The organism is Plantactinospora sp. KBS50 (genome assembly GCF_002285795.1).
Lineage (GTDB): Bacteria > Actinomycetota > Actinomycetes > Mycobacteriales > Micromonosporaceae > KBS50.
In genome coordinates this window covers 4,204,464-4,228,458 of sequence record NZ_CP022961.1, presented here as the reverse complement: position 1 = coordinate 4,228,458, position 23,995 = coordinate 4,204,464, and the positions used below count along the sequence as shown (strand labels likewise).

General features: G+C 69.7%; 21 protein-coding genes and 2 pseudogenes. 9 read left to right on the top strand and 14 right to left on the bottom strand.

The genetic code is table 11. From position 1 onward, the window contains the following. Window positions 1-248: 248 nt before the first annotated feature. From CIK06_RS18195 to CIK06_RS18185, 3 genes are read left to right on the top strand one after another with little or no spacing between them, the layout of a single operon-like run. The gene (locus tag CIK06_RS18195; protein WP_095565839.1) at window positions 249-1,127 is read left to right on the top strand and encodes a hypothetical protein; all 879 of its coding nucleotides are present in this window, start codon (window positions 249-251) and stop codon (window positions 1,125-1,127) included. Next, the gene (locus CIK06_RS18190; protein WP_232533710.1) at window positions 1,124-1,906 is read left to right on the top strand and encodes a thioesterase II family protein; all 783 of its coding nucleotides are present in this window, start codon (window positions 1,124-1,126) and stop codon (window positions 1,904-1,906) included. The genes CIK06_RS18195 and CIK06_RS18190 overlap by 4 nt, the downstream gene beginning before the upstream one ends. Further along, complete coding sequence (locus CIK06_RS18185) at window positions 1,907-2,674, top strand: AfsR/SARP family transcriptional regulator (RefSeq protein ID WP_095565838.1); 768 nt, start codon at window positions 1,907-1,909, stop codon at window positions 2,672-2,674. 209 nt (window positions 2,675-2,883) lie between these two features. Here the strand turns inward: CIK06_RS18185 and CIK06_RS32175 are convergent, their stop codons facing one another. The 5 genes and pseudogenes from CIK06_RS32175 to CIK06_RS32540 all read right to left on the bottom strand — a co-directional run. Beyond that, window positions 2,884-4,608: a LuxR family transcriptional regulator gene (locus CIK06_RS32175; protein ID WP_095565837.1), complete on the bottom strand. Its 1,725-nt coding sequence runs from the start codon at window positions 4,606-4,608 to the stop codon at window positions 2,884-2,886. 674 nt (window positions 4,609-5,282) lie between these two features. Continuing rightward, window positions 5,283-5,738: pseudogene (locus CIK06_RS32170) on the bottom strand (ATP-binding protein); the annotation flags it as partial. Window positions 5,739-6,052: 314 nt separating this feature from the next. Further along, on the bottom strand, window positions 6,053-6,925 hold the full coding sequence (locus CIK06_RS18170) for a helix-turn-helix transcriptional regulator (RefSeq protein WP_095565835.1): 873 nt from the start codon (window positions 6,923-6,925) through the stop codon (window positions 6,053-6,055). Next, window positions 6,922-7,155: a hypothetical protein gene (locus CIK06_RS18165; protein WP_095565834.1), complete on the bottom strand. Its 234-nt coding sequence runs from the start codon at window positions 7,153-7,155 to the stop codon at window positions 6,922-6,924. The genes CIK06_RS18170 and CIK06_RS18165 overlap by 4 nt, the downstream gene beginning before the upstream one ends. 1,508 nt (window positions 7,156-8,663) lie before the next feature. Beyond that, a pseudogene (locus CIK06_RS32540) lies at window positions 8,664-8,801 on the bottom strand (hypothetical protein); the annotation flags it as partial. 249 nt (window positions 8,802-9,050) lie between these two features. Between CIK06_RS32540 and CIK06_RS18155 the strand changes: the two are divergent. Continuing rightward, complete coding sequence (locus CIK06_RS18155) at window positions 9,051-10,070, top strand: threonine/serine dehydratase (RefSeq protein WP_157756834.1); 1,020 nt, start codon at window positions 9,051-9,053, stop codon at window positions 10,068-10,070. 101 nt (window positions 10,071-10,171) lie between these two features. Here the strand turns inward: CIK06_RS18155 and CIK06_RS18150 are convergent, their stop codons facing one another. Next, window positions 10,172-10,381 carry a DUF5988 family protein gene (locus CIK06_RS18150; RefSeq protein WP_095565831.1) on the bottom strand — a complete coding sequence of 70 codons (210 nt, stop codon included), beginning with the start codon at window positions 10,379-10,381 and terminating at the stop codon, window positions 10,172-10,174. 139 nt (window positions 10,382-10,520) lie between these two features. Between CIK06_RS18150 and CIK06_RS18145 the strand changes: the two genes are divergently transcribed. From CIK06_RS18145 to CIK06_RS18135, 3 genes are all read left to right on the top strand, one after another. After that, the gene (locus CIK06_RS18145; RefSeq protein ID WP_095565830.1) at window positions 10,521-10,838 is read left to right on the top strand and encodes a hypothetical protein; all 318 of its coding nucleotides are present in this window, start codon (window positions 10,521-10,523) and stop codon (window positions 10,836-10,838) included. 192 nt (window positions 10,839-11,030) lie between these two features. Continuing rightward, complete coding sequence (locus tag CIK06_RS18140) at window positions 11,031-12,146, top strand: cytochrome P450 (protein WP_232533709.1); 1,116 nt, start codon at window positions 11,031-11,033, stop codon at window positions 12,144-12,146. 13 nt (window positions 12,147-12,159) lie between these two features. Further along, entirely contained in the window at window positions 12,160-12,354 is a 195-nt protein-coding gene (locus CIK06_RS18135; protein WP_095565828.1) for a ferredoxin, read from the top strand. A 111-nt stretch (window positions 12,355-12,465) separates the two neighbouring features. Here the strand turns inward: CIK06_RS18135 and CIK06_RS18130 are convergent, their stop codons facing one another. The 8 genes from CIK06_RS18130 to CIK06_RS18100 all read right to left on the bottom strand — a co-directional run bounded on the left by CIK06_RS18130 (window position 12,466) and on the right by CIK06_RS18100 (window position 21,926). After that, entirely contained in the window at window positions 12,466-13,296 is an 831-nt protein-coding gene (locus CIK06_RS18130) for a helix-turn-helix transcriptional regulator (protein ID WP_198347928.1), read from the bottom strand. A 235-nt stretch (window positions 13,297-13,531) separates the two neighbouring features. Further along, on the bottom strand, window positions 13,532-14,290 hold the full coding sequence (locus CIK06_RS18125) for a transposase family protein (protein WP_232533708.1): 759 nt from the start codon (window positions 14,288-14,290) through the stop codon (window positions 13,532-13,534). Window positions 14,291-14,435: 145 nt separating this feature from the next. Then, window positions 14,436-15,617, bottom strand: coding sequence for a hypothetical protein (locus CIK06_RS29535; RefSeq protein ID WP_157756833.1), 1,182 nt, complete (start codon window positions 15,615-15,617; stop codon window positions 14,436-14,438). Between the two features lie 173 nt (window positions 15,618-15,790). After that, window positions 15,791-17,218, bottom strand: coding sequence for an IS1380 family transposase (locus CIK06_RS18115; protein ID WP_198347926.1), 1,428 nt, complete (start codon window positions 17,216-17,218; stop codon window positions 15,791-15,793). A gap of 443 nt (window positions 17,219-17,661) precedes the next feature. Next, window positions 17,662-17,838 carry a hypothetical protein gene (locus tag CIK06_RS18110; protein WP_157756832.1) on the bottom strand — a complete coding sequence of 59 codons (177 nt, stop codon included), beginning with the start codon at window positions 17,836-17,838 and terminating at the stop codon, window positions 17,662-17,664. 298 nt (window positions 17,839-18,136) lie between these two features. Continuing rightward, window positions 18,137-18,610 carry a DUF4238 domain-containing protein gene (locus CIK06_RS32535; RefSeq protein WP_369915987.1) on the bottom strand — a complete coding sequence of 158 codons (474 nt, stop codon included), beginning with the start codon at window positions 18,608-18,610 and terminating at the stop codon, window positions 18,137-18,139. Window positions 18,611-18,971: 361 nt separating this feature from the next. Continuing rightward, window positions 18,972-20,288 carry an ISL3 family transposase gene (locus tag CIK06_RS18105; RefSeq protein WP_095565825.1) on the bottom strand — a complete coding sequence of 439 codons (1,317 nt, stop codon included), beginning with the start codon at window positions 20,286-20,288 and terminating at the stop codon, window positions 18,972-18,974. 546 nt (window positions 20,289-20,834) lie between these two features. Beyond that, window positions 20,835-21,926 carry an IS630 family transposase gene (locus CIK06_RS18100; RefSeq protein ID WP_232533707.1) on the bottom strand — a complete coding sequence of 364 codons (1,092 nt, stop codon included), beginning with the start codon at window positions 21,924-21,926 and terminating at the stop codon, window positions 20,835-20,837. A 356-nt stretch (window positions 21,927-22,282) separates the two neighbouring features. Here CIK06_RS18100 and CIK06_RS18095 point away from each other — a divergent pair, with 356 nt between their 5' ends. Next, window positions 22,283-22,936, top strand: coding sequence for a tyrosine-type recombinase/integrase (locus CIK06_RS18095; protein ID WP_198347925.1), 654 nt, complete (start codon window positions 22,283-22,285; stop codon window positions 22,934-22,936). Window positions 22,937-23,006: 70 nt separating this feature from the next. Continuing rightward, window positions 23,007-23,807, top strand: coding sequence for a leucine-rich repeat domain-containing protein (locus CIK06_RS18090; protein ID WP_232533706.1), 801 nt, complete (start codon window positions 23,007-23,009; stop codon window positions 23,805-23,807). The last annotated feature ends 188 nt before the right edge of the window (window positions 23,808-23,995 follow it).

The following is a 23,995-nucleotide window of genomic DNA, read 5'->3' as shown; positions in this document are numbered from 1 at the left end:
CCGTTACGGCTGTCGATGCGATGTCCACCCTTGCCTCCCACCGGGCCGGCGCCGCTGTCGGTCCGAACTGTATGGAGGCCCTCGGCACACCGGGTACCCCTTGGCGCGCAGACCGGGGGCGGTCGAGTAGGGGATCGATAGGGGTGCGACAGACCGGAGCGGCCCGCGAGCTGACCTAGGCTCGGTCGGCGTAGCACACCCGAACGCCCTGACTGGAGCGGAATATGGCGCGAGCTGACGGATGGCGGGTGCTTGCCGAGCCCGACGACGCCGAGCGGATCATCCTGGCGGTCGACTTCGATGCCACCGGACGGCCGGAGGCGAGATTCTCCGATCTGGCGGCACGCCTGAAGGTCGACTGCGCGTTCTGGGAGACCACGCCGCCCGGCCTCGACGTGGAACGGACCGCGTCCGGCCCGGCGTACATCGAGCACTGGTGGGCGGCGTTCCAGCGCCGGCCCCGGCCGGTGGCCGCGGTCATGGGCTTCTGCGGCGGCGCGGTCTACGCGGCGGCGCTGTCCGAGCGGGTCGCCGCCTGGCAGGGCAGCGAACCGCAGCTGCTGCTCTTCGATCCCGAGATCGCGGTGCCGCAGACGCTGGTGTGGCAGTTCCACAAGATCGTCGGCTACCTGGCCGGGGTGTTGCCCGCCGAGGACATCCAGCGGGCCCAGCAGGCCGCGCAGGACCTGTACGACGGCGACGCCAGCATGGTGGAGATGTGCGAGGCGCTGGTCACGCTGACCCTGGAGATGGGCGACGTGGCGTTCGCGCAGGCCGGGCTCGGCAAGCCGCTGCGGGACGAGCTGATGGGGACGTTCTGTTCGTTCCTGCGCTACCTCACCGCGGCCGCCGAGCTGGACCCGTTGCCCCGCTGGCGGATCGCGACCGCCTTCCAGTCGGTCACCGAGCTCAGCGGGCTGCACGCCGTGCGCACGTCCGGCATCGGCGGCGACGGGCCGCTGGTCGGCCGGGAGATCGCGGTCGACGACGAGCACGCGAAGCTGCTGGCCAACGACGAGGTGGCGGCGGCGGTGGCCGGTCTGCTCACCGACGACGGCACCGGCACCGGCACCGCCGCCGGCGGCGGCAGCGGCACGGGCAGCGGCAGTGACGGGGGCGGGCGGTGAGCCCGGCGGCGATGCGTACCGGCACGCCCTGGCTGCGGCGGTTCCATCCGGGCCAGGACGACGGGATCGAACTCTTCTGCTTCCCGCACGCGGGCGGTTCGGCGAGTTCGTACTTCCAACTGTCGCAGCTGCTGGCGCCGCGGGTGCAGGTCTCGGCCGTGCAGTACCCGGGCCGGCAGGACCGGCGTACCGAGCCGCGCATCGACAGCATCGACGAGTTCGCCGAGCGGATGTCGGCCGAACTGCTCGCCCAGCCGGCCCGCCCGTTCGCGATGTTCGGGCACAGCATGGGCGCGGTCATCGCGTACGAGACGGCACAGCGTCTGGCCGCGGCCGGCCGGGTGCCGGTCTGGTTCTTCGGCTCCAGCCGGCGTGCCCCGTCCCGGCTGCGGCACACCGACGTGCACCGGCGCGACGATGCCGGGATCGTGGCCGAGCTGCGGTCCCTCGCCGACGGGGAGGTCGGCTGGCTCGCCGACGAGGAACTGCTCGCGTCGTTCCTGCCGGCCATCCGCAGCGACTACCGGGCCATCGAGACCCACCCGTACCGGCCCGGACCGCCGCTGCGCTGTCCGGTCACCGCGTTCCTGGGCGACCGGGATCCGTACACGACGCCCGACGAGGCGCAGTCCTGGCGCGACCACTGCACCGGGCCGTTCGACCTGCACGTGTTTGCGGGCGGGCACTTCTACCTCGACAAACACACCGCGCAGGTGGCCGCCCACGTCGGCCGGGTGCTGGGCACCGCGGCCGGGGTGGCGGCGCACGGGGAGGCGTAGATGCGATACGAACTACTGGGATCGTTGCGGGTGATCGGGCCGGCCGGCCCGCAGATGCTCACGGCGCGCAAGATCGAACTGCTGCTGGCCGTACTGCTGGTCCGGGCGGACCACGTGGTCAGCACCGACCAGCTCATCGGCGAGGTGTGGGGGGAGCGGGCGCCGCACCGGGCCACGGCCGGGCTGCACGTCTACGTGTCGGAGCTGCGCAAGTTCCTGGCCCGGCAGCGGCCCGGCACCGAGACCATCGTCACCCGGTCGCCGGGCTACCTGCTGCGGCAGGGCGACGACGAGTTCGACTTCCAGGACTTCCTCGCCCTGGTCGAGGCCGGCCGGGGCTACCACGCCGCGCACCGGTACGAGGAGGGGGCCGAGGTGCTGGAGCGGGCGCTCGCGCTGTGGCGTGGCCCGCTGCTCGGCGAGCCGAGCGACGGCGTCATCATCGGCAGCTTCGCCGCCTGGCTGGCCGAGGTGCGGATGGAATGCCTCGAAATGCTTGTCGACGTGCAGCTCGAACTGGGCCAGCACCGCCGGCTGATCGGCCGGCTGCGGCAGCTTGTCGTGGACACCCCGCTGCACGAGGCGTTCCACCGTCAGCTCATGCTGGCGCTGTACCGGTCGGACCGCACCGCCGACGCGCTCCAGGCGTACCAGCAGGCGCGGGCCACCCTCAACCGGGAGCTCGGCCTGGAGCCGTGCCGCGCGCTGCGGGAGCTGCAGCACGCGATCCTGGTCGGCGACGAGCGGGTGCTCTCGGCCCGGGTGTAGGGCGCCCGCCCCGCCGGTCCCGGCCCGGACCCGTACGGCAGCTGGTTGCGCGTCTTGCTGCGGACCATCGTGCCCGGGTCCGCTAAAGCCGCGATAAACCCCGCCGGCGGGGCGCGCGGCGCTGCCGGATCCGACCCCGGTACGCCGCGGGCGCGATCCCGGCTATCCCGGCGATCCCTGCGGTCCCTGCTACGACGGCCCGCGACGGGCTACGACACGTCGTCCAGACCGCTCTCGTCCCGGCCCAGCAGCTCGGTGGCCAGCAGCGACCGGCGCTTGACCTTCAGCTTGCGGTAGATGCGGGTGAGGTGCTGCTCGACGGTGCTGACCGTGATGTACAGCCGGCCGGAGATCTGCTTGTTGGTGTAGCCGTGCGCGGCGAGCATCGCCACCCGCCGTTCGGCGTCGGTGAGTTCGTCGAGCGGCCGCCCCGACGGGGATTCCAGCGGCACCAGCACCGCGTGCTCGGCCGGGGCGGCCGGTTCGGCCGTCCTCTCGACCGGCGCGGCCGCGGCGCGGCCGGAACCGCCGCGCAGCAGTTGCAGGCCGATGGGCTCCGCGCCGCACTCCTCGGCCAGCTGGGCGGCCCGCCGGATGCGCAGCCGGCCCCGGGCGCCGTCGCCGGCCGCCCGCAGCGCGTGTCCCTGGTCGGCCAGCGCGCAGGCCAGCTCCAGCCGGTCGCCCGCGGTCTCCAGCAGGTCGGCGGCCTCGGACAGCAGCGGCCCGCGCTGGTGGGCCGGCATCGTGGCGGCCAGCAGGCGCATCGCGATGCCCCGGGTCCGCGCGCTGTGCCGGCTCGTCTCGTCCTGCCGGCGATCGTCGAGCCGGTCCAGCTGGGCGCGGATCAGCTTGGCCGCCGCCGCCCGGCCGCCCAGCTGGAGTTGGACCCGGGCGAGTTCGAGCCGCCACGGCACCAGGCCGTCGGTGTCCATGCCCCACCGGGTCATCAGGCTGCCGCACAGCCGCAGCTCGTTGGCGGCGGTGCGGGCCCGGCCGGTCGCGAGGTGGTGGCGGGCGGCCGCCTGCAGGTACGGCAGACCGAACGGGGTGCGGAACATCTCCTCCGGCACCGGCTGGGCCAGGTGCGTCTCCGCGTCGTCGAGCCGGCCCGCGGTGGTGGCGGCGTTGACCAGCGTGGCCAGCGGCACACCGACGGCGACCCCCCAGCCGGGTGCCGACACGTGGGTGAGCGCGGCGCCGGCGTGCCGGGCGGCCTCGGTCAGCGAGCCCGTGCGCAGCAGCGCCTCGGCGCGCAGCGCGTGCAGGATCGCCGCCCAGGTCGGCCGGTCCGCGAACGCGTCGTCGGCGGCCAGCTCGTCGAGCCGGCCGAGCCCGTCGCCGGGGCAGCCGGCGTAGATCAGCGTCGCCACCGCGGTGGCGAGCACGCCCGGGTCGACCGACGCCGGCCGGTACCGGCGCAGCAGCCGGTCGGCGGCCTGGGCGGCCTTGCCGGCCCGGCCGGGCTCCAGGGCCGTCCGGAGCGCCCCGACCGCCTCAAGACAGGGGTGCACGGCCGCCGTTTCGGCCCAGCCGGGTCCGGCCGGCCGGGTCCGTCCGTCCGGGTCCGGCTGGGCCAGCGCGAGCAGCAGCTCCGCGGCCCGGATCCGGGCCGGCGGCGTGCTGTCCGGCCGGCGCTGCCGCAGCGCCTCCGCGGCGTCCTCGGCGCGGCCCTGCCACAGCAGGTACGGCACGGCGCCGGTGGCCTCCGCGGCCGGGGCGCCGTGCCGCAGGCGCAGCGCGATCTCGTCCAGTTGCGGCGCCGCGGACCGCGGGTCGAGCTGCCAGCGGGCGCGCAGCAGCATCATCCGGGCGGCGGCGCGCTGCCGCGCGTCGAGCGGACCGTGCTGGGCCAGCCGCAGGTGGGTGTTGGCCCGCTCGGCCCGCCCCGCGACAGTTCGTGCCGGGCCGCCTCGTGCAGGGCGGAGACCGCCCACGGCGCGCCGGCCCAGCCGGCCGAGACCAGTTGGTCGGCCACCGCGTCGGGGGAGGCGCTGTGCTCGAACAGCGCGGTGGCCGCCCGGCGGTGCAGGTCGCGCCGTTCCTCGTCGGGGATGGCCGCGAGGATCCGCGCGCTGATCCGCCGGTGGCGCAGCCGGTCGCCGTCGGCCAGGCCGGCGGCCGCCAGGATCCGCCACGCCCGGGTCACCGCCTCGGGCACGACGCCCAGCATCTGCCCGATGGTCTCCGGCGGGGCCGGCCGGCCGAGGACGGCGGCGGCGCGGGCCACGGCGCGGGTCTGCGGCTCCTGCCGGTACAGGCAGGACAGCACCGCCTGATCGAAGCTGTGCCCGGCGGCGCCGGGTGTCGAGGCGTGCTGCGCCAGCCAGTCGTCCAGGAACGCGCGGGCGAGCAGCGGACTGCCGCCGGTGCTCAGGTACGCCTCGCCGGCGATCTCGGACGCGGTGGCCGGATCGGTGTGCTCGGCAATCAGCTCGGCCAATCCCTTTTCCGACAACGGATGCAGCGCTATCCGCGAGAAATGGGGTTGACTGAGCAGTTCGGCGCGGAATTCGGGGTACGCGGGCACGGCCTGGGGTGACTCGGCGAGCACGAGCATGATCGGTGCGCGGCGAATTCTGCGGGCGATGTGCGTGAGGCAGAACAGCGACATCGCGTCGACCTGGTGCAGGTCGTCGACCGCGATGCACAGGGGTGCCACGTCGGCCAGGGTGAGCAGCCCGGCGAGGACCGTGCCGAGCAGCGCGGTCAGCGTGTGGCCGTTCCTCGCGGCCGGGTCGGCCGGGTCGATTCCGCCGGCGGGCAGCCGCGCGGTGACGGCGAGAACCATCCGGCGGAACCGGTCCGCGACCGTGCCCGGGACGGCCGAGTTCTCCAGGAGCTGTGCGATCGCGCTGAACGGGGTGTCGCGCTCGGTGAAGGAGGCAGCCGTGCCGAGCAGCCGCCCTCCGGCCGAGTGGACCTCTTCCGCGAACGCCTCCAACAGGGCGGTCTTGCCGCTGCCGGAGCCGCCCGAGACGAGCACCAGGCGACCCCGTCCGGCGCGCGTGTCACGCCAGGCACCGGATACCGCGTTGAGCTGTTCCTGTCGTTCAACCAATGGCATCGAACGAACTCCCCTCCCACGGGACGCAGGTTGGTGTTTCTTCGCAGGCGTGTTCGATCAAGTCCGAACGATCTCCGGTGTGAACAACGAGATGGCCCACGAGCCGCTCGAATGAAGCGGACCGCGGGCCGGGGCGGCCGAAACTGGGAACATGCCGAGTCTGCCAAGGTGCCGTCGCGCCGCGCAACGACAGGTCACCCCACAGTTTTTTGTGTATCACGGGAAAGAGTCCCGCAGTGGCCCCTAGGGGTTGACCTAAGGCGATGGGATGGATATGCCGGTCAATGCGCGGCACGTCCGTCCACCCGGTCACCTCAGTCCCCGTCGGCCACCTCCGCCCCCGTCCGCTCGGCGTCGTCGGCGGCCAGCAGCCGGGCGGCGAGCTCGCCCCGCCCGCTCACCGACAGCTTGCGGTAGATCCGGGTGAGCTGCTGCTCCACCGTGCTGGTGGTCAGGAACAGCCGGCCCGCGATCTCCCGGTTGGTGTGTCCCTGCGCGGTAAGCGTGGCCACCCGCACCTCGTCGGCGGTCAGCCCGCGTACCGTCTCCGGCGCCGGTGCGGCGGCCCAGGCCGGCTCGCGCGGCGTTGCGCCGCCGGCGGCGTAGGGGTCGAGGTTCCACTGCTGGATGACCCGCTCCGCCCGGCGCGTCGCGCGGCCGGCCCGCCGGTGGTCCTCGGTGAGCCGCAGGGTGCCGGCCAACTCGGTGAGCGCCCGGGCCAGCTCGATCCGGTCGCTTGAGCGTTCCAGGACCCGGATGGCGTCCTCCAGGGTGGCCGCCCGGTCGGGCAGGCCGACGCAGGCGGCGAGGGTGCGCAGCGCCGCACCGCGCTGCGCCGGGTGCCCGTCGCCGAGCCGGTCCAGCTGTTCCCGGACCAACTGCTCGGCCGCGCCCCGGCGGCCCAGCTTGAGCAGCGCGCGGGCGGCGTCGGTGCGCCACGGCACCAGCGCCGGCAGGTCGTATCCCCAGCGGCCCATCAGCTGCCCGCACTGCCGGAAGTCGCGCAGCGCGAACCGGTCCGCGCCGCCGGCCATCGCGTGCCCGCCCCGGGCGCGCAGGTGAAACAGCCCGAAAACGCTGTCGAACAGCCCGTCCGGCACCGGGGTGCGCAGCCGTTCGGCGGCCTCGTCGAGCTGCCCCAGGTCGGTCAGCGCACGCACCGAGACGGCGAGCGGAAGTCCGATCACGACCCCCAGGCCGGCGCGGAGAGCCCCTGCAACGCCTCGTCCGCGAGCCGGCACGCGGTCCGCGGGTCACTGCGGCGCAGCGCGATCTCGGCCCGGACGGCGGCCAGCAGCGACGCCGACAACCGGTCGCGCGCGGGATCCCCGAGCAGCTCCGCGCACCAGGCGTCGGCCCGGTCCAGCCGGTCGGCGAACACCAGCGTGGCCAGCGGCCAGAGCAGGCTCCAGTACACCGGCTCCCGGGATCGCGGGTCCGCAGCGCGTGCTCGGCCGCGCCGATCACGGCGTCGCTGCCGCCCCGGCGTACCGCGGTTTCCAGGCCGGCGATGCCGGCCAGCCGCGGACGCAGCGCGAGCACCCCGGCCCGGCCCAGCCGCGGGCGGTGCGGCCCACCCCGGTACGCCGCGGCACGTTCCGGGAACAGCAGGTCGATCCAGCGGCCGGCCACGTGCAGGTCGGCCCCGTCGCCCGGGTGGCGGTCGGCCACCTGCCGCCACACGTCGCTGGCCTCGGCGACCCGGCCGTACCAGAGCAGCTGGCGGATCGGAGCGGCGGCCCGGCCGCCGTCCAGGTCGGCGGTGCGGACCGCGGCCGGTACGCCGGCCAGCTGCTGCCGCCCGGCGTCCGGGTCGGTCCGCAGTTGCAGGTCGGTGAGGGCGATCCGGATGCGGGCCTGCCGGACCTCGTCGTCGCCGGGCCAGGCGGCGTGCCGCAGGCAGCGCTGCGCGAGTTCGGGGTCCGAGCCGGACAGTTGGGTCGCCGCGTCGAGCAGGCTCTGGGCCATCCACGGCGCGCCGGCCGGATCGATGGCCAGCAGGTGCGGCGCGATGGCGGTGGCCGGTGCGCCGTCCCGGTGCAGCGCGGCGGCCACCCGGCCGTGCAGATCGGCCCGGACCAGGTCGGGCAGCCCGTCGAGCACGGCCCGCACCAGCGCGGGATCGCCGAGAGCGCCGTCGGTGACCAGGCCGGCCGTGGTGCCGGGCCGCAACGCCGGCGTCGTAGGCGTTGTCGTTCCCGCCGGCGTCGTTGCCTGCGTCGTCGCCGCTGGCGTCGTCTGCGCTGGCGTCCCTGGCGTCCCTGGCGTTCCTGGCGTTGCCGCTGGCGTCGCTGGCGTTGTCGCTGGCATCGTCGGCGGCGTGCCCGCGGCGAGCACGCCGGCCACGGACCCGGGGGAGAACCGGCCACCGGCGACCGCCAGCACATGTACCGCGGCGCGCACGTCCGGCTCGCACCGGAACAGGCAGCCGAGCACCGCGTCGCGGAACGCGTCGCCGAAGACCAGCCGGCTGGGCGTGTCCGAGCGGCCGAAGGAGTCGTCCAGCAGGGCGCGCACCAGCCGCGGGTTGCCGCCGGTGACGCGGTGGCACTCGGCGCCGAGCTGGCGCGCCGACTCGGCGCCGCACCGGTCGGTGAGGACCTCGCGGACCCCGGCCGCGGACAGCATGCCGAGGCTCACCCGGCGGATCCGGGCCGGGTGCAGCAGCGCGGTGAGCGCCGGCGAGCGCGGGCCGGCGCGTTCCGCCTCGGCCAGCAGCAGCCGGACCGGCGCCGGCCGCGTACCCCGGATCAGGTCGGACAGGCAGCGCAGCGCGGCGGCGTCGGCCTGGTGGACGTCGTCGACCACGAGGACCGGCGGCGGTTCGCCGGACCGGTGCGGCGCGGCCGCGCCGATCAGGTCGCGGACGTGCCGTACGGCCTCGTCCAGGTCCTGCGCGTCGGCCGCCACGACCCGCGCGCCGCGCCGGGTCAGCCGCTGGGCGAACGCGTCCAGCAGCTGGGTCTTGCCGGCGGCGACCGGCCCGGTCACGACAACCACGTCGGGGCCGAGGTGATCGGAAAACGCTCGGTCGAGCAGTGCGAGCTGCTCGTCCCGTTCCACCAACCGCACCCGTCGGTCCCCTTACCTCACGTCCCGGGGTCTCGAATGGCTCGGCGGCGGGGACCGACCGCATGAACGGACGATCGGTTCAGAAAATGGTGAACCCGGGCAACCACCAGAACGCCGAGATTAAGGTAATCCCCAGTAGACCCGGTCACAACCCGGCCCTGGCGCGCATAGGGGTCGATCACTCACGCGGCTGAAGGGCAGCTTTAGCGATACGTTGGCCGTAACGCCGACGCTGCGGTGGTGACAGGGACAGAACCGCGCGGCGCGGCCGTCATGACGGCCGCCCAGACACCGACGCCCGACGGCGTCCGCGACGCGGTACGGCGGCTGGCCGCCCGGGTCGTGACCACCCCGGTCGTGCGCAACGACGAACTGGACCGACTGGCCGGTGCCCGGCTGTGGCTCAAGGCCGAGTGCCTGCAGATCGGCGGCTCGTTCAAGATGCGCGGGGCGCTCCTCGCGGTCGGGCGGCTCGCCGACGCCGGCACCGCCGGGGTGCTCGCGCAGAGCACCGGCAACCATGCGATCGCGGTCGCCCGCGCCGCGCGGGAGATGGGCGTGCCGGCGACGGTCGTGCTGCCGACCGACATCGCCCCGGGCAAGCTGCGGCAGATCCGCTCGACCGGCGCCGAGGTGCTGCTGGCCGGCACCACGCTCGCCGAGCGTCGCACGGTGCTGAGCCAGGTGCGGCGTACCCGCGGACTGGACGTCGTCGACCCGTACGAGGATCCCGACGTCGTCGCGGGCCAGGGCAGCGCCACGGCGGAGATGCTGGCGCAGGTACGCGCCGCCGGCGGCCGGCTGGACGCGATCGTGCTGCCGGTCGGCGGCGGCAGCGCGGTCGCCGGCGGGTGTCTGGCCACCGACGGCGAGGACGTCCTGGTGGTCGCGGCCGAGCCGGCGGCCGTGCCGGCCCTGACCGAGGCGCTGCGGGCCGGACATCCGGTCACCGTGCGGAGCCGGCCGACGATCGCGGACGGCCTGCGCCCGGACCGCATCGGTCAACTGCCGTTCGCGCTGGCCCGGGGTCGGGTCGCGGACGTCGTCACGGTGCCGGAGGCGGACATCGCGAACGCGCTGTGCGTGACGCTGATGCAGGCCCGCCTGCTGATCGAGCCGGCCGCGGCCACCGCGCTGGCCGCGGCGCTGGGGCTGGCGTCCCGCCTCGGTGACCGGTGCCGGGACATCGGCGTCCTGCTCAGCGGCGGGAACGTCGACACCGGCGTGGTCGCCCGACTGCTGGCCGCCCACCAGGGCTGAGTCGCAGGGTTGGGCCGCAGGGGTTGAGCCGCCTGGGTTGAGCCGTCGGGTTCAGCCGCAGGGGTCGAGCCGCCGGCGCTTGGCGGTCCGGGCGGCGGCGTTCACTCCGCGGTTCTCGTCCGCATGGTCCAACGGAAGATCGGCACCCCGTTCTCGGTGAATTCGTCCATCCGCTCGAAGTGTTCCCACGTGCCGTGGAACATCACTTTCACCTTGTTGTCCACCATGAGTACCTGCGGATTTCGTAGGTCCTCGGGAAGGTGACCGGGACCGCCTTCCAGGCGGCATTCCTCGTAGCGGATATCGATCATAATCCGACGCCTCCACGGTGTCGCGCCGATTCGTGTCACTTCTCACGCTAGGGCGGCCCGGAAATGACTGTCAACCCTTAGGAAATCGTTCGGCGTACGGCGTTTCACCAAAGCGTCGTATTAGTGACGGGAAAGACGGATGCTGGACAATCGCTTTCGTGCTCTGTGCCCGCTGCGGGCCGGCCGGTCCGCGCTGCGCCGCGCCCGGATCCCGGGTCGGCTGCGGACCGGCGGGGCCCGGCTGGCGGCCGGTCTCGTCGTCCGCGTCGAACTGCTGCTGCGCCTGCGCGGCGAACGGTCCGGCCGGTTCGGCCCGCTCAGCGGGAACCCGGCCGAACGTGACCTGCCCGAGCGGCCGCTAACCCCGGCCGAGCACCGCGCCTGGCTGCGGCTGAGCGCCGCGTTGCGGACCGGCGGGGACGCCGGGCGGGCCGACCCCTGGAACCGGCCCGCATAGGGGGCAGGTTAGGGGTGTTGAGCCTCTTCGTGGCACCAATACGATCGGTTTCGGCCACCTGATCGACGATTGGTAATCGCAATGGACGATGTTGCCACGGCACCGCCGCCTGCCTTCCCGATGCCTCGGACCTGCCCGGTCGATCCGCCCCCCGGGTACGCGGAAATCGCGGCCGAGCAACCGATTTCGAAGGTGACACTGCCGACCGGCAGGACCGCCTGGCTGATTCTGGGCCACGATTACCTGCGGCAGATCCTCGCCGATTCCCGGGTCAGCGTGAACCGTCTCGATCCGGCCTATCCGCACCTGGTCGAGATGGACGGGCAGGCGATGGGTGCCATTTCGCTGGTCAGCCGCTCCCTGGTCGGGCTCGACCCGCCGGAGCACACCGTGCACCGGCGGATGCTGATCAACGAGTTCACCGTCAAGAAGCTCGCCGCCATGCGGCCCCGCATCCAGGCGATCGTCGACGAGTGCATCGACAACCTGCTCAAGCAGGAGCCGCCGACCGACCTGGTGACCGCGCTGTCCCTGCCGGTGCCGTCGCTGGTCATCTGCGACCTGCTCGGCGTCCCCTACGCCGACCACGGGTTCTTCCAGGACCGCACCCTCGTCGCGTTCAACCGCAAGTCCACCCAGTTGGAGCGGATGCAGGCCGGCGCCGGCCTGCTGATGTACATGGACAAGCTGGTCACCGAGAAGGAGGCCGCGCCGAGCGACGAGGACCTGATCGGCCGGTTGATCACCAAGTACCGCGAGGCCGGCAACTACGCGCACGAGCATCTGGTGGGCCTGTCGATGCTGCTGCTGATGGCGGGCTTCGAGACCACCGCCAACATGATCTCGCTGGGCACGCTCTCCTTCATCGAGAACCCGGACCAGTTGGCCAAGCTCACCGACGACGGCACGCTCGCCACCCGCGCCGTGGACGAACTGCTGCGGTACCTGAGCATCGTGGACGTCTCCGGCGGCTCCCGGGTCGCGGTCGAGGACATCGAGATCGGCGGCGTCACCATACGCAAGGGCGACGGCATCATCGCCCTGCTCAGCGGCGCGAACCGGGATCCCGGCTACTACCCGCACCCGGACAACTTCGACATCGACCGGGGTGCCAAGTCGCACGTGGCGTTCGGCTACGGCATCCACCAGTGCCTCGGCCAGAACCTGGCCCGCCTGGAACTGGAGATCGTCTACCGGACGCTCTTCGCGCGGGTGCCCACGCTGCGGCTGGCGGTGCCGGTGTCGGAGCTGCCGCTCAAGGACGAGGCCAGCATCTACGGCCTCGCCGAGATGCCGGTGTCCTGGTAGGACGGCGCCGGACATGAGGATCATCGCGGACCGTGAGGCCTGTATCGGCGCGGGGCAGTGCGTGCTGTCCGCCGACACCATCTTCGACCAGGACGAGGACGACGGCCGCGTACTGCTGCTCAGCGAGCGGTCCGACGACGATCCGGCCGGGGCGGCGCAGGCCGTGCTGCTCTGCCCGGCGCAGGCGCTCACCCTCGCCGACGACTGACCCGCACCCCCACGCGTGCCCCCGGCCCCGCACGGCCGGGGCACGCGGTCGTCGGGTCCGGACCGGATTTGCGGGTACGCCGTCAGCGACGCGACCGGATCCGGTGCGGCGCTACGCGCCGATCACCGAAAGCAGTTGCAGCTTGTCGTAGCTCTCACTGCCGGCCGGCGCGGTGTAGACGAGCAGGCGGTGCGACTGGTCCGGGTCGAGCAGCACCTGGCAGTTCAATGCCAGGCCGCCGACCTCGGGGTGGACGAAGCGCTTGACCTCGGTGGGACGGATGCCGACCTCGTGCCGGTCCCACACGGTGCGGAACTCCTCGCTCTGGTCGAGCAGAAGGTCGCGGATCTGCGCGGCTCGCGAGTCCGGTCCGCGCAGGGTGACGGTCTCGCGCAGGCCCGAGGCGTAGAGCCGCGACAGAAACGGGTGGTCCTGCACGCCGTAGCGGCTCCGGGCGGCGGGATCGGTGAACCACCGGTACCCGATGCTGCGGGCCGGCCCGGCGTACCGTGTCGTGTCGCCGGTGAGCGCGACGCCCAACGGACTCTGGCGCAGCGTCTCGCCGAGTTCGGTGACGATCTCGGCCGGTGTGTCGCTGAGGCGGTCGAGGATCCGCAGCAGGCCGGGGCTGATGTGCTCGCTGAGCGTCCCGCGCGCCGGCGGGTGGTGGCCGGCGAGCCGGAACAGATGGTCGCGCTCGTGCAGCGACAGGTGCAGGCCCTGGGCGATGGACGCGATCATCTGCTCGGACGGCTGGGGACCGCGCGCCCGCTCAAGTCGGGCGTAGTAGTCGGTCGACATGTGGCACAGCGCGGCCACCTCCTCCCGTCGCAGCCCGTTGGTCCTGCGGCGGGGTCCGCGCGGCAGGCCGACGTCCTCGGGTTGCAGCGACTCCCGGCGGCGCCGCAGGAACGCCGCCAGCCCGATCCGGTCGATCACCATCCGCCTCCTCACCGGTGCTGCGTCGTTTCTACCGTTCCCGTGGTGCCGCTGCCACGGCCTGCCGATCCCCCGCTGGCGGCGGCCCAAGTCGGTGATGTCGCGTGACGGGTGTTGCTGAGCCCAGCCGTTCCCTCGACATGCGGATCTGCCGATGTGAGTGCATGCAGGCGTGTCGTACGAACGCGGCCTTCTCCTACCGAGAAGGCATATCCGATATTGCTTCAATGACGTGATCTCAACAAGAATCCGGTAGGTATCGGTATTCGAAGTGGGTGAGGTGGAGGGCGGCGCGGACGATGTCGCCGAGGCTTCGTGGGCTGGTGGTGGTGTGGCGGAGCGTGCGCCAGCGGCCGGTGAGGATGGCGAAGCCGCGTTCTCCGAGGCACCGCATTGATCGAAGGGCGGCGTTGTAGGTGCGGTTGTCGACCGCGAGGCGGTGGCCGTCGGCGGGTTGCTTGTACGGGGTGTGGATGCCCTGGCCAGCGCCTTCGTAGCCGGAGTCGGCCAGGGTCGGTAGATGCAGCGCCGAAGCGGCCCAGTAGAGCGCGCCGGTGACGTCCACCTGTTGGGCGCAGGTCAGGTCGTGTAGGTGTCCGGGCATCGCGTCCGAGGTCCAGATGGGTAGCCCGTCCGGGCGCATGATCGCTTGGATGTTCGCGCCGAAGTCGCGGTGTTTCCCGGAGTACCAGGCGTCGATGGTGTCGCCCTTGACGCTGGTGGTGGTCTCGGCGAGCCGATCGGTGTCGAAGAGTTTCCCGTCCAGGATCACGTGTGACCAGCCGTCGGCGGCGGCCCGGGTGAGGGCGTCACGCAGGGTCGGTGTCTGCGCCGCGAGGACGCGTACGGCCTCGGCGACGTACCGGTAAGCGGTTGCCCTCGATACCCCGAAGCCGGCACCAAGGATGGTCTTGTCCTCGCCCTTGCGGAACCACACCAACACCAGAAGTGCCTGGTAGAAGCAGGTCAACGCCCTGGTACGGCGGCGGGTTCCCACCGCCCGACGCTCCGCGCGAAGCAGACGCGCCACGTGTCGCACGAGTTCCCTGGGTACGTCGAGCCTGGCAGAATAGGTGATCACGTGGAGCCCTCTCGGAGACCGATTCCGTCGCAAGAACCTGTCTACCGATGGCTCCACGTCCTTATCCCATGCTGTCCGCTATGGACGCTACGCCCGTGTCATCCCGAACCGTACCCTGGATCCCTGCTGAGATCACCTCAATCAGGGAAAGGTCGCCACTCTGACGTGGCGTGAAGCGCCGGGCGGTCGCAAATGCATTACGAGCAAAAGCAAGATACGCCAAAGGCTCCGTTTCGAAGCTTGGATTGGTCCTTAAGCTCTCTAAAGTATCTTGACCCGCTTCGATCGGGTCTTTCAAGAATGGCACGAACTTCAGGACTTTGAGAAGTGATGACCGGGATACCGACTTCAGTGGAAGCTCGCGCAGGTACGTCTCCGCTTCGCTAATCTGATCTTCGAGTTCGTCCCTAATGCGATCAAGCAGGCGAAATCGTAGGACTTCATCTTCAATGGCGAGCGCCTCGTCGATTTTCGCCTCTAAATGGCGACGCAAATTCGGCAGGAGATCGCCGTGCTTTCTCCGAAATGCAACCACCTGGTCGACAGCGAGTGGCGTAGTCGGCACCGGCAATAGGTCACTTAGTAGGTCTGTCCGGACCTCCGCAGCAGCGATTTCCCCTCTGACGCGAAGATTCATCTTTCGATCATTGCCTGGCGCTGGAGCTGGCTCAAGCCCGGCCAGGATGACCTGAATCGCCTCTAGCATGTCAGTTGTTGGGACCCAGGTTCCCGGCGGCAACAAGTCGTCATAAGGTTCGCCATCAGCCCCGTTAGCAGTTTGACACAGCGCCAAAGCGAGTGCAGCCATGAACTCGTTGGCTGTACGCTGCTCGAGCGCCACCCAATCATGACGTTGGTTGTGTGCAAAACGATTGCCGTGCAACGCAAGGCCCATTTGTTGCACCATTTGCAAGCCCGAATCATACATCAGCCACTTATCGCGATGAACGAAAGCTACTTGACCGTTATGAAGACGTCGACGGCGGTCGTCTACCTCCTCGTCGCTCAAACGATGCAGAAAGCGCGCAAAGTTCTTTCCGAGGGAGCGGCCGGCCCACTCGGGGCGGAATTGGTCCACCAGGTCTTTGCGAATAAGCTCCAGCGTATATTCGCCAAGCCGGTCAGGATCGTCCCAATATGATCTAGGAACAATGGTTCCGACGCGATCCCAGTAGAGAAGAGTTCGGGTCCACCATGCCGTAGACGGGACGTTGATGAACGGGAAGTACAGGGCTGCCTGCATCCCGCCACCTTAGCCTCGATCCGTCAGACGGTTTTGCTCCCTGCTTGACCGTTTCGGCTTGACCGTTTTGTCCACTCGGGTGGGGTGCGGGATCGCCACATGTCGCTGTGGACGCGCCGAGGTCTCCGGACTCGGGAAACGGCCCTTTCTGCTGGTAGGTGCGGGGAACCAGGTCAGGTGGCCGGTGGTAGCAGGGTGAGGCGTCGCCAGCAGAGGGTGAACGCGTCGGCCCAGGGCCAGGTCCCGGGGATCGACAGCACGCGGCGGCGGGCGTGGGTGGCTAGTCTCGCGGGCAGGTGCAGCAGCCGGTAGCGCAGCGTGTCGGGTTCGGCGTGCGCGAGGTCCGGCTGGTCGTACAGGCCGAGGAGCCGTGTCCAGGCGGCGAGGTCGGCGGCGATGTTGCAGGTCAGGGTCCAGCCCTGGTTGACGGTCCAGTCCTTGGAGGGCAGGTTCCGCAGACCCGTCGCCTTGCCGTGGCGGACGTGATCTTCCACTCCGGCGTGGGCCCGGTGGAGGGCGTCGAGCCATTGCGGCTGGTGCGAGCCGGGCACGCCTGCGATCCGGGTGATGTTGGTGGCCACGATCTGGTAGCGCCAGCCGGTGCGTTTCTCCAGGGCGGTGAGGTTACGGGCGTGCCGGGCCGACGGCCTCGTGCGTCGTACGAGTAGCCGTAGCGTGCCGGTCCAGCCCGCGAGTCGGGGGTTGAGACCGGTCAGTTCCGCGACGTGCGCGGTGCCGGTGGCGGTGCCGTCCTGGTGCAGGCTGTCGGTCCAGGCGTCGGCGGGGACCTGTTCGATCGCGGTCTCGTCGGCGGCGGTGATCGTCCAGCCGACGGTGAAACGCACGCTGCGCCACACCCGGTTCATCCGCTCCAGATGCTCCAGTAACTCATGGGTGGCGCCGGCCCCGTCGACGCGGATCAGGAGTTTGCGCCGGTAGCCGGCCGGGAGCTGCGCGATGGCGTCACCCAGGACCCGGATGTGGTCGGCGACCGTGTTCGACCCGGCGTTACCGGGCCGCAGCAGCATCGCCAGGCACTCCGCCGTGTTCGCGCACCACGCGCCGAGCGGGTGGAAGCCGTAGCCCTTCTTGAAGGTGGCCGCTGCGCCCTGCTTGTCGCTGTGGGCGGTGATCAGCGTGGCGTCCATGTCGATGACCACCCAGCCGGTCAGCAGCTTCCCGGCCACGGTCAGCCACGGGAACCCCTGCGGGCGTCGGGCGAGCAGCGCCCACACGTGGGCGCGGACCTTCGCCCGGGCCTTGCCGACCCGTTTCAGTACCTTCTCGTTGAGACCGGCCAACGCGCGCCGGACGGTCGACTCCGACGGCCGGTCACCGAAGACCAGCCTCTGATGGGCGAGCAGGCCGATGTCGGACATGCTTGTGGCGCCGAGCGTGATCACCACGGCCAGACAGACCAGGACCGTGCCGCGATCCCACCAGCCGGGGCCCTTGCCGCGCGGCAGCACCTTGTTCAGAGCACTGGTCAGACCGGTCCGATCGGCGCATTTACGCAGCAGGACCGCACCCGCGTGACCGACCAGGCCCTTCCCGTCCGAGCCGACGACCAGCCGCTGATCCCACCCACTACTCTTACTCACCAGAAAGGTGCACCTTGCTCTGCTATGGACATGGCGTAGACACCCACATCCTCGCAGGCCAGGCGCACCTTTCGTTTACCGCCCTCGATCAGTCAAATCCCCCTGACCAGGGGAGGTTAGCAGGGCAGGCGGAATGCCTGGATAGTTCCGAGGCCCACGCCAAGGAATTCCGAACGTTAGTCACAATCCCCGTCAGGGATATCCAGCTGACCGTAGCGCGTGGCTGGCCCCAGTGGGAGACGCCAGCGTCCTTACCTGCATGAGTGTCGGCCGTCCAGTGATGGTTTTGTGATTGTTTGAATGGTTTTGGCCGTGGGGAATCGTCTTGCGGCGGTGCTGGCGAGTCCGGGCGGTGGATCGGGCGAGGGTTTTCGGTGGGCCTCCTGGTGTGGGTGGTTCCGCTCGCGTGAACGTCAGCGCGGGTGGCGGGGTGGCAGCCAGACTTACCTATGGCCCGTGCAGCCCTCGAACGCAAACGCCACCGGCCCGGCAACCGGGTCGAACCGGGCCAGCCAGCCGGCCAGACGCTCCCGATCGGCCGGGACGATCCGGCCGCGTTCCCACCGCCCGTTCTGCTCGTCCACCCAATCGAAGGTCAGCGGCTTCCGGCGGATATCCACGCCACCTACGATCGACATAGGAGTCTCCTCGCACTCGGCGACACCACGTCCGACGTAAACACCTGCGCCTGAGCTGAGGAGGCCTCCCCCACCACCCGTTTGTCAAGACCACGAACGAGGGAAAACTCGACTCAACCCACCGACCGCACTCGGCCGATGCATGTCATCTCTTCTGCCAGCGAGAGTGCTTGTCACGCCGGCGGCAGGAAGCCAGCCGGGAGACCCGGACGGCACACACTCGGATCGCTTCGTCCCGACGCGATCCTCGGCATCGGAGGCGCCTGCCCTGTAGACGCCCTCAAAGAGGGCGGTAAGCGGCTTGGTCACTCGAACTCCGGGCAGAATTGGAGAAGAAGGCGTCAACGGACCGAGTGATGTTCGATCCCGGACGATAGTACAGATGACCGAAGGCGCTGCGCATCTGCAACTGGTTGAACAGACTTACATTGCTACTCACGAATACATCGTCTTTGGGACTATCCCCGAGCGCTAGGTAGCAATCTTTGGCGATTGGCATGGTAACCGTGTGGGAATCGCCTATTGCTACGTGCGGCTCCACTTCGGTTCTATCTTCACTGTATCGCAACGTAAGGCAAGGGGAGTCCGAGATGAGGAATTCCTCACCAGCGGGGACGTGCCAGATCTGAACATCCACCGAAGCGAAAGTGTCCCGCACTCGACGGAACATAAACTCGATACCTGCGCGCGCCATCAAACCGCTCGAGTCGAGCTGCCGCCAATTATCAACTACGGGATCTACAAGCGTGCCCAATGACTCCCTGTCGGCTGGCAGTAGTCCACTGTGCTTGGCAATATATTCCTCAGTCAGCCTTTCGCGCCATTTGTCAATGGCAAAGTTTCTGAATCCATCAAGGGTTTACGCACGGCCTCCGCGTGGGCGGACATGTATCTCGGGCTGCGTACGAGATGCAAGGCGAGGCAGTCTCGAGCGACTGAGAGGAGCGTCGAATTCTGATGGAGAGTTCCGGCCCGGGCTGCGTCAATCATTGCGGGAATGTCGCGCTCAACCTCTGCCCACATCTGTTCGGCTGAGGTTGTTGCAATCACTAGAAAGTCGAGAATTTTCCCGCAGCCCCTGAGCCCAAGGGGCCGTTTATGCTGGCTCTTCGAAGTTAAGCGGGGTTGAGGTGTCCGCGGTGGCGGCGGGTGGTGGCGGCGCGGGTGCGTAGCCGCTGGTTTTCGGGGTTACGGAATCCGTAGGCGTCGCGGGCGACGGTCTTGATGACCCGGTTGGTTCCTTCGGAGCCGGCGTTGGTGATGCCGGTGTGCAGGAACGCGAGGATTTCCGGCCACCAGGTCTCGATCGTGGTGGCGAGCCGGTGGAGTTCGGGCAGGTCAGAGTCGGCGCAGCGGGTGTAGAAGCGGTGCAGCAGCCGGGCGGTGGTTTCCCGGTTCGGGTGGGTGCGGGCGAGCGCGAGTAGGTCGAGCAGGTCTTCCTTGGCGTTCCAGGCCGTCAGGACCGGTGCGCCGATCTTCGCCGGCAGGTTGCTGAGGGTGTCGGTCAGCCGGTCGACGTGCTCGGCGCGCATGCGGGCTGCTGACCTGGTCAGCCGGTTGCGTTGCTGCCACTCCGGGTCGGTGGCCCGGCCGCGCCGGCCGCGGTGTGTGACTGTCATGCGGCGGCGGACCTCGGTGACGGCCCGGTTGGCCAGCTGGACGACGTGGAAGTGGTCCACGACCAGCGTCGCGTGCGGCAGCGCCTCGCGGACGGCGGCCTTGAACACGGTACACATGTCGATCGCGACGGCCTGGACGTGTTGACGCCAGGCGGCGGGGCGTTGGGTGAGCCAGTCGGTCACCGCCTTGCTGGTCCGGCCTTCGACCTGGGCGAGTAGACCCTGCCCGCCGACGAGATCGCAGAAGCCGACGTGCCAGCGGTCGACGATGGTGGTCCACGACGCGGTGACCTCGTCGAAGATCCAGCGAGGTTTGCCTCGGCGGACCTCGTCGATGCCCAGCACGCTCACTGGTTCGGGCTCGGCCGGCAGCACCGCTGCGGTGTGCGCGGTGAACGCGGCCGCGACGACTGGCCAGGACATGCCCAGATCACGGGCGGCCTGCACGATCGTTCGGTTGCCGTCGGCGACCGCCGCGCCGGCCGCCTGCCGCAACCGGACGGTGATCCGTGCCCGTGCCGGGATCTGTGGCACGTGTTCGGTGAACGACGTGCGCGGGCATCCGGGCTGATCGCAGTACCAGCGGCGTTTACGCCACCGCAACCGCGTGGTGCGTCCGGCCACCGGCAGATCCCGGGGCCAGGTGAACACCCAGCCCTTGACCCGGGCGGCCCGGACACCGCACTGAGGGCAGCATTGTGCCTGCTCGCTACCGGTGGACAGGTGGACGATGGGGGAACCATCCGGGTGCAGCTCGACCCGATCCACCACCAGGCCGTCCAGGCCCAGCAGCCGGGTCGTATCGTTGACCATGCTCGCAGCTCTTTACTTGTGATCATCCGAACTCGACACTCAGATGATCACCCAAGGGCTGCGAGCCCTCATCTCCGGGCCGGATCGATCAGCGCACCCCGCTCAACTTCGAAGAGCCTTTATGCTTCCGAAGCTTCACGTCGTACGGAATCAGTTCCCATCCTCGGCTATCCCGTCCAGGGGCCGCGAATTCCTTGAGGACGGCACGCGAAACGACGTGCTGGTTGGTGATATGCGATTCTATTGAGGAATAAAGTTCCTCCATGCGTGCATTTGAAGTTGATATTGACTCGCGCTCCGGAATCTTCCAGCCACTCATATCCGGATCACCTCATCTTGCTCGTCGCTTTCTCATGCCGCCCTCTGCGTGACGCATATTAGCCAGATTTTCTGCTAGGGCCAACCGAATTGCCGTCCGCCGAGGGACCGCAACGCCAAATGGGCTGGGCCGGTCGGCCGAGACTCCGCACGCACTCTCATGCCGCACCGGGTGCACTGGCGTTCATCACCGGTGGTGACGCACGGTGATATATGGCTACTGCCTCGTCATGCGGCCTTGAAGGGGTAATCCGGGTGGCGGATCTTGGATTTGGTCGCGTATCCCGTTTTCGGGCGGGCCTGCTGGTTGTGCCAGCGGATGTAGTCACCGATCGCGGTGTCCTGTTCGGCGTGGGTGCGGTGGTCGGTGCCGTTGAGGGTGAAGTAGCGCAAAGCGGCGAACTCGGCTTCGATCCAGTTCAGCCAGGAGCTGTAGGTCGGCAGGAAGACCAGCTCAACGTCGTTGGCCTGGCACCAGGCCCGGACGGTGGGGTGCTTGTGTGGGGAGAAGTTGTCCAGGATCAGGTGCAGCGTCTGTCCTGGCCAGCGGCGCCGCAGGCTCTTGAGGAAGTCGAGGAACTCGCTCGATCGTTTCCGGTCCCGGATCCGGTAGTGGATTCGTCCGGTGGCCAGGTCGAGGCTGGCGATCATGTGCCGGACACCGTGGTCACGGTGGTACGTCGCCCGGAGTCGGACCGGTTTGCCCTGCGGTTTCCAGGCTTTGCCCGGCCGGGGCTGCAGGTTCAGCGGCCCGAACTCGTCGACGCAGATGACCCGGCCGCCGGCCGGTGGATGGTCGTAGAGGTCGAGGACCCGGCGCATCTTGGCGGTGAAGTCCGGGTCGTTGCTGGCCTTCCACGTCTTCGACGTCTGCCAGGTGACGCCGCGTTCGTGCAGGATCCGCCGGACGGTCTCGATGCTGATCGTGTCCACTTGGCCGGTGGCGATCAGGTAGTCACGCAGCTTGGACAGCGACCAGGTCGCAATCGGCTGGCCGAGGAAGCGGGGGTCACACCGGGCGATCACGCAGATCCAGTCGCGGGTCTGCTCATTGATCTTGTTCGGTGTGCCCCCTGTCCATTTTGGGTCCAGCGCGTCGAACCCCCGCTCGTTGAACGCGTGGACCACGTCGCGGACGTAGTCCTCGGTGGCCTTGAGCAGGTACGCGATGTCGGGCACCGGCTGGCCCTGGCCGGACATCAGAACCACGATCGCCCGGCGCAGCTTGACCGGGTTCTTCGCGGTCCGCGTGATCTTCTGCAGCCGCTGGCCCTCGGCCATCGACAGCGCCCGCACGAACACTTCCGGGCGTCGTCCCACCCGGCATCACCTCCCACACCAACAGCGAGAGGGACAGCCTGCCCGAAACGGCCGCCGAACCGACGGATTACACGGCCAACGTCCAAGGACGAGGCGCTACCTCTCCTGCTCCCGTCTCCCGTGTCGTACCGACCGGCCAACTCGTCGTACACGCCGCGGTATCGGCCTTCCTGGGCCGCTACCGTGGCCAGACCCGCGTTCACACCGAGTCGGACCTGCGTGTCTTCCTCCGGTGGTGCACCAACCACGACCTGGACCCGCTCGCCACAACGCGGGTGGATATCGAGCGGTACGTGCGCTGGCTGCAAGACGTCCGCCGGTACCAGCCGTCGACAGTGTCCCGCCGGCTGTCCGTCGTGGTCGGCTTCTACGGGGTCTGCGTCATCGACGCAATCCTGGAACACTCGCCGGCCGATTACGTCCGTCGACCCACGGTGCCGGCCGAGTCACCGACCCTCGGACTGGGGCACCTGCAGTTCGAGGCCCTGATCACCACCGCCCGCACGTCCTCCAACGTGAACGACTACGCCCTGATCGCGCTCCTGGGTCTGCTTAGGCTGCGGATCTTCGAAGCATGCGGGTCGAACATCGCCGACCTCGGTGAGGAACACGGACACCGGGTCCTGCGCGTGCGCGGCAAGGGCGGCAAGGTCGTCCTCGTCCCGCTGCCACCCGCGGTCGCCCGAGCCATCGACCGCGCCGTCGATGAACGCACCGGTGGGCCGATCCTGCGCAACACCCATGGTCGGCGGATGGACCGGCACGCCGCCACCCGTCGGTTCAAGCACCTCGCCCAGGTCGCGGGGATCCGGATGCCGAGGATGCATCCCCACATGCTGAGGCACACGTTCGTGACGACGATGCTCGACGCCGGCGTCAGCCTCCGCGACGTGCAGATCGCAGCCCGTCACGCCGACCCCCGGACCACCATGCGTTACGACCGCGCCCGCAAGAACCTCGACCGGCACCCCAACTACATCCTGGCCGCCTACATGGCCTCTGGGACATAGCCGGAGGCACTCACAGCTTTGCCGATGACAGTGCGCGATCGGTCGTTGGGCGCCCGGTAGGGTCCTCGGCGTGGACGCGAACGAGATCACGCCGTATCTGTTTTCCAATCGCTTTGCGGATGCGGTCGGACATGGTGCAGGCGGTCCGGCCCGCGACCACTGCCGCTGCGTCGGCCACTCGGTCGCGACCCGGCCGAGCCACGTCGTCTTCCACACGGACCGTCAGGACACCATGGCGGCGGGTTGGCGGCATCTGCTGTCGCTGATCGACGAGGCCGCAGCGGATGGACGGACGGTGTTCAAGCCGTTCGTGGAGCTGAGTGCTCCTGAGCGGCGGCAGATCGTCACGTTGCCGGCGACGATCGCGAAGCTGACCGCCGTCAAACATCTGGTGCTCTACGGCACGAATCTGGTTCGTATCCCGCCCGAGATCGGGGCGATGGCCAGCCTTGAGGTCTTCGATCCGTACACCTCCCACCGGCTGCATTGGTACCCGTACGAGCTGACCAGATGCACGAAGCTAGCCGACAGCACGGTGAGTACGCGCGTCCTCTATGGCAACTTCAAGTTCCGTCCGCCGTTTCCGCGGTTGCGGGCGGTGACCCGCGCGGCAGAGGCGGACTTCGCCGCGCTCGACCCAGACGTGTGGGGCTGCGACGCGGTGCGAACCTGCAGCGTCTGCGATGGGCCGGTTGGCGGTGAGCTTCGCCAAGTCTGGATCTCTGGCCTGGTCGCCACCGACGTGTTGCCGTTGCTGGTAAACGCATGCTCCGCGGCCTGCGTGGCGGCACTGCCGCAGCCGTACCCCGGTTACCTCCCGACGCCGCACACCGGCGGCCCGGACATCGTTCAGCCGGCCGCCAGGCGGTGAGGCGGCTACCACGAGACAACCCGCAACTGCCGATGAGGGCGCGTGTTGGTGTTCATGTCAACGGCGATTGGCTCAGTGGCCGCGATCATCTACCTTGATACGTCGCGCCACACACGTGAGGGGTACAGATCGTGGCGGGGTTTCGCGCCGCTGGTTCGGCGGCTTGCTGGCCGGCCGCCGGAATTGCC

Bases quoted from the DNA above. Each gene is read 5' to 3' on its own strand.
- CIK06_RS18185 (WP_095565838.1), top strand. From the start codon at position 1,907: ATGCGATACGAACTACTGGGATCGTTGCGGGTGATCGGGCCGGCCGGC.
- CIK06_RS18150 (WP_095565831.1), bottom strand. From the start codon at position 10,381: ATGATCGATATCCGCTACGAGGAATGCCGCCTGGAAGGCGGTCCCGGT.
- CIK06_RS18145 (WP_095565830.1), top strand. From the start codon at position 10,521: ATGCTGGACAATCGCTTTCGTGCTCTGTGCCCGCTGCGGGCCGGCCGG.
- CIK06_RS18135 (WP_095565828.1), top strand. From the start codon at position 12,160: ATGAGGATCATCGCGGACCGTGAGGCCTGTATCGGCGCGGGGCAGTGC.
- CIK06_RS18130 (WP_198347928.1), bottom strand. From the start codon at position 13,296: ATGGTGATCGACCGGATCGGGCTGGCGGCGTTCCTGCGGCGCCGCCGG.
- CIK06_RS29535 (WP_157756833.1), bottom strand. From the start codon at position 15,617: ATGCAGGCAGCCCTGTACTTCCCGTTCATCAACGTCCCGTCTACGGCA.
- CIK06_RS18105 (WP_095565825.1), bottom strand. From the start codon at position 20,288: ATGGTCAACGATACGACCCGGCTGCTGGGCCTGGACGGCCTGGTGGTG.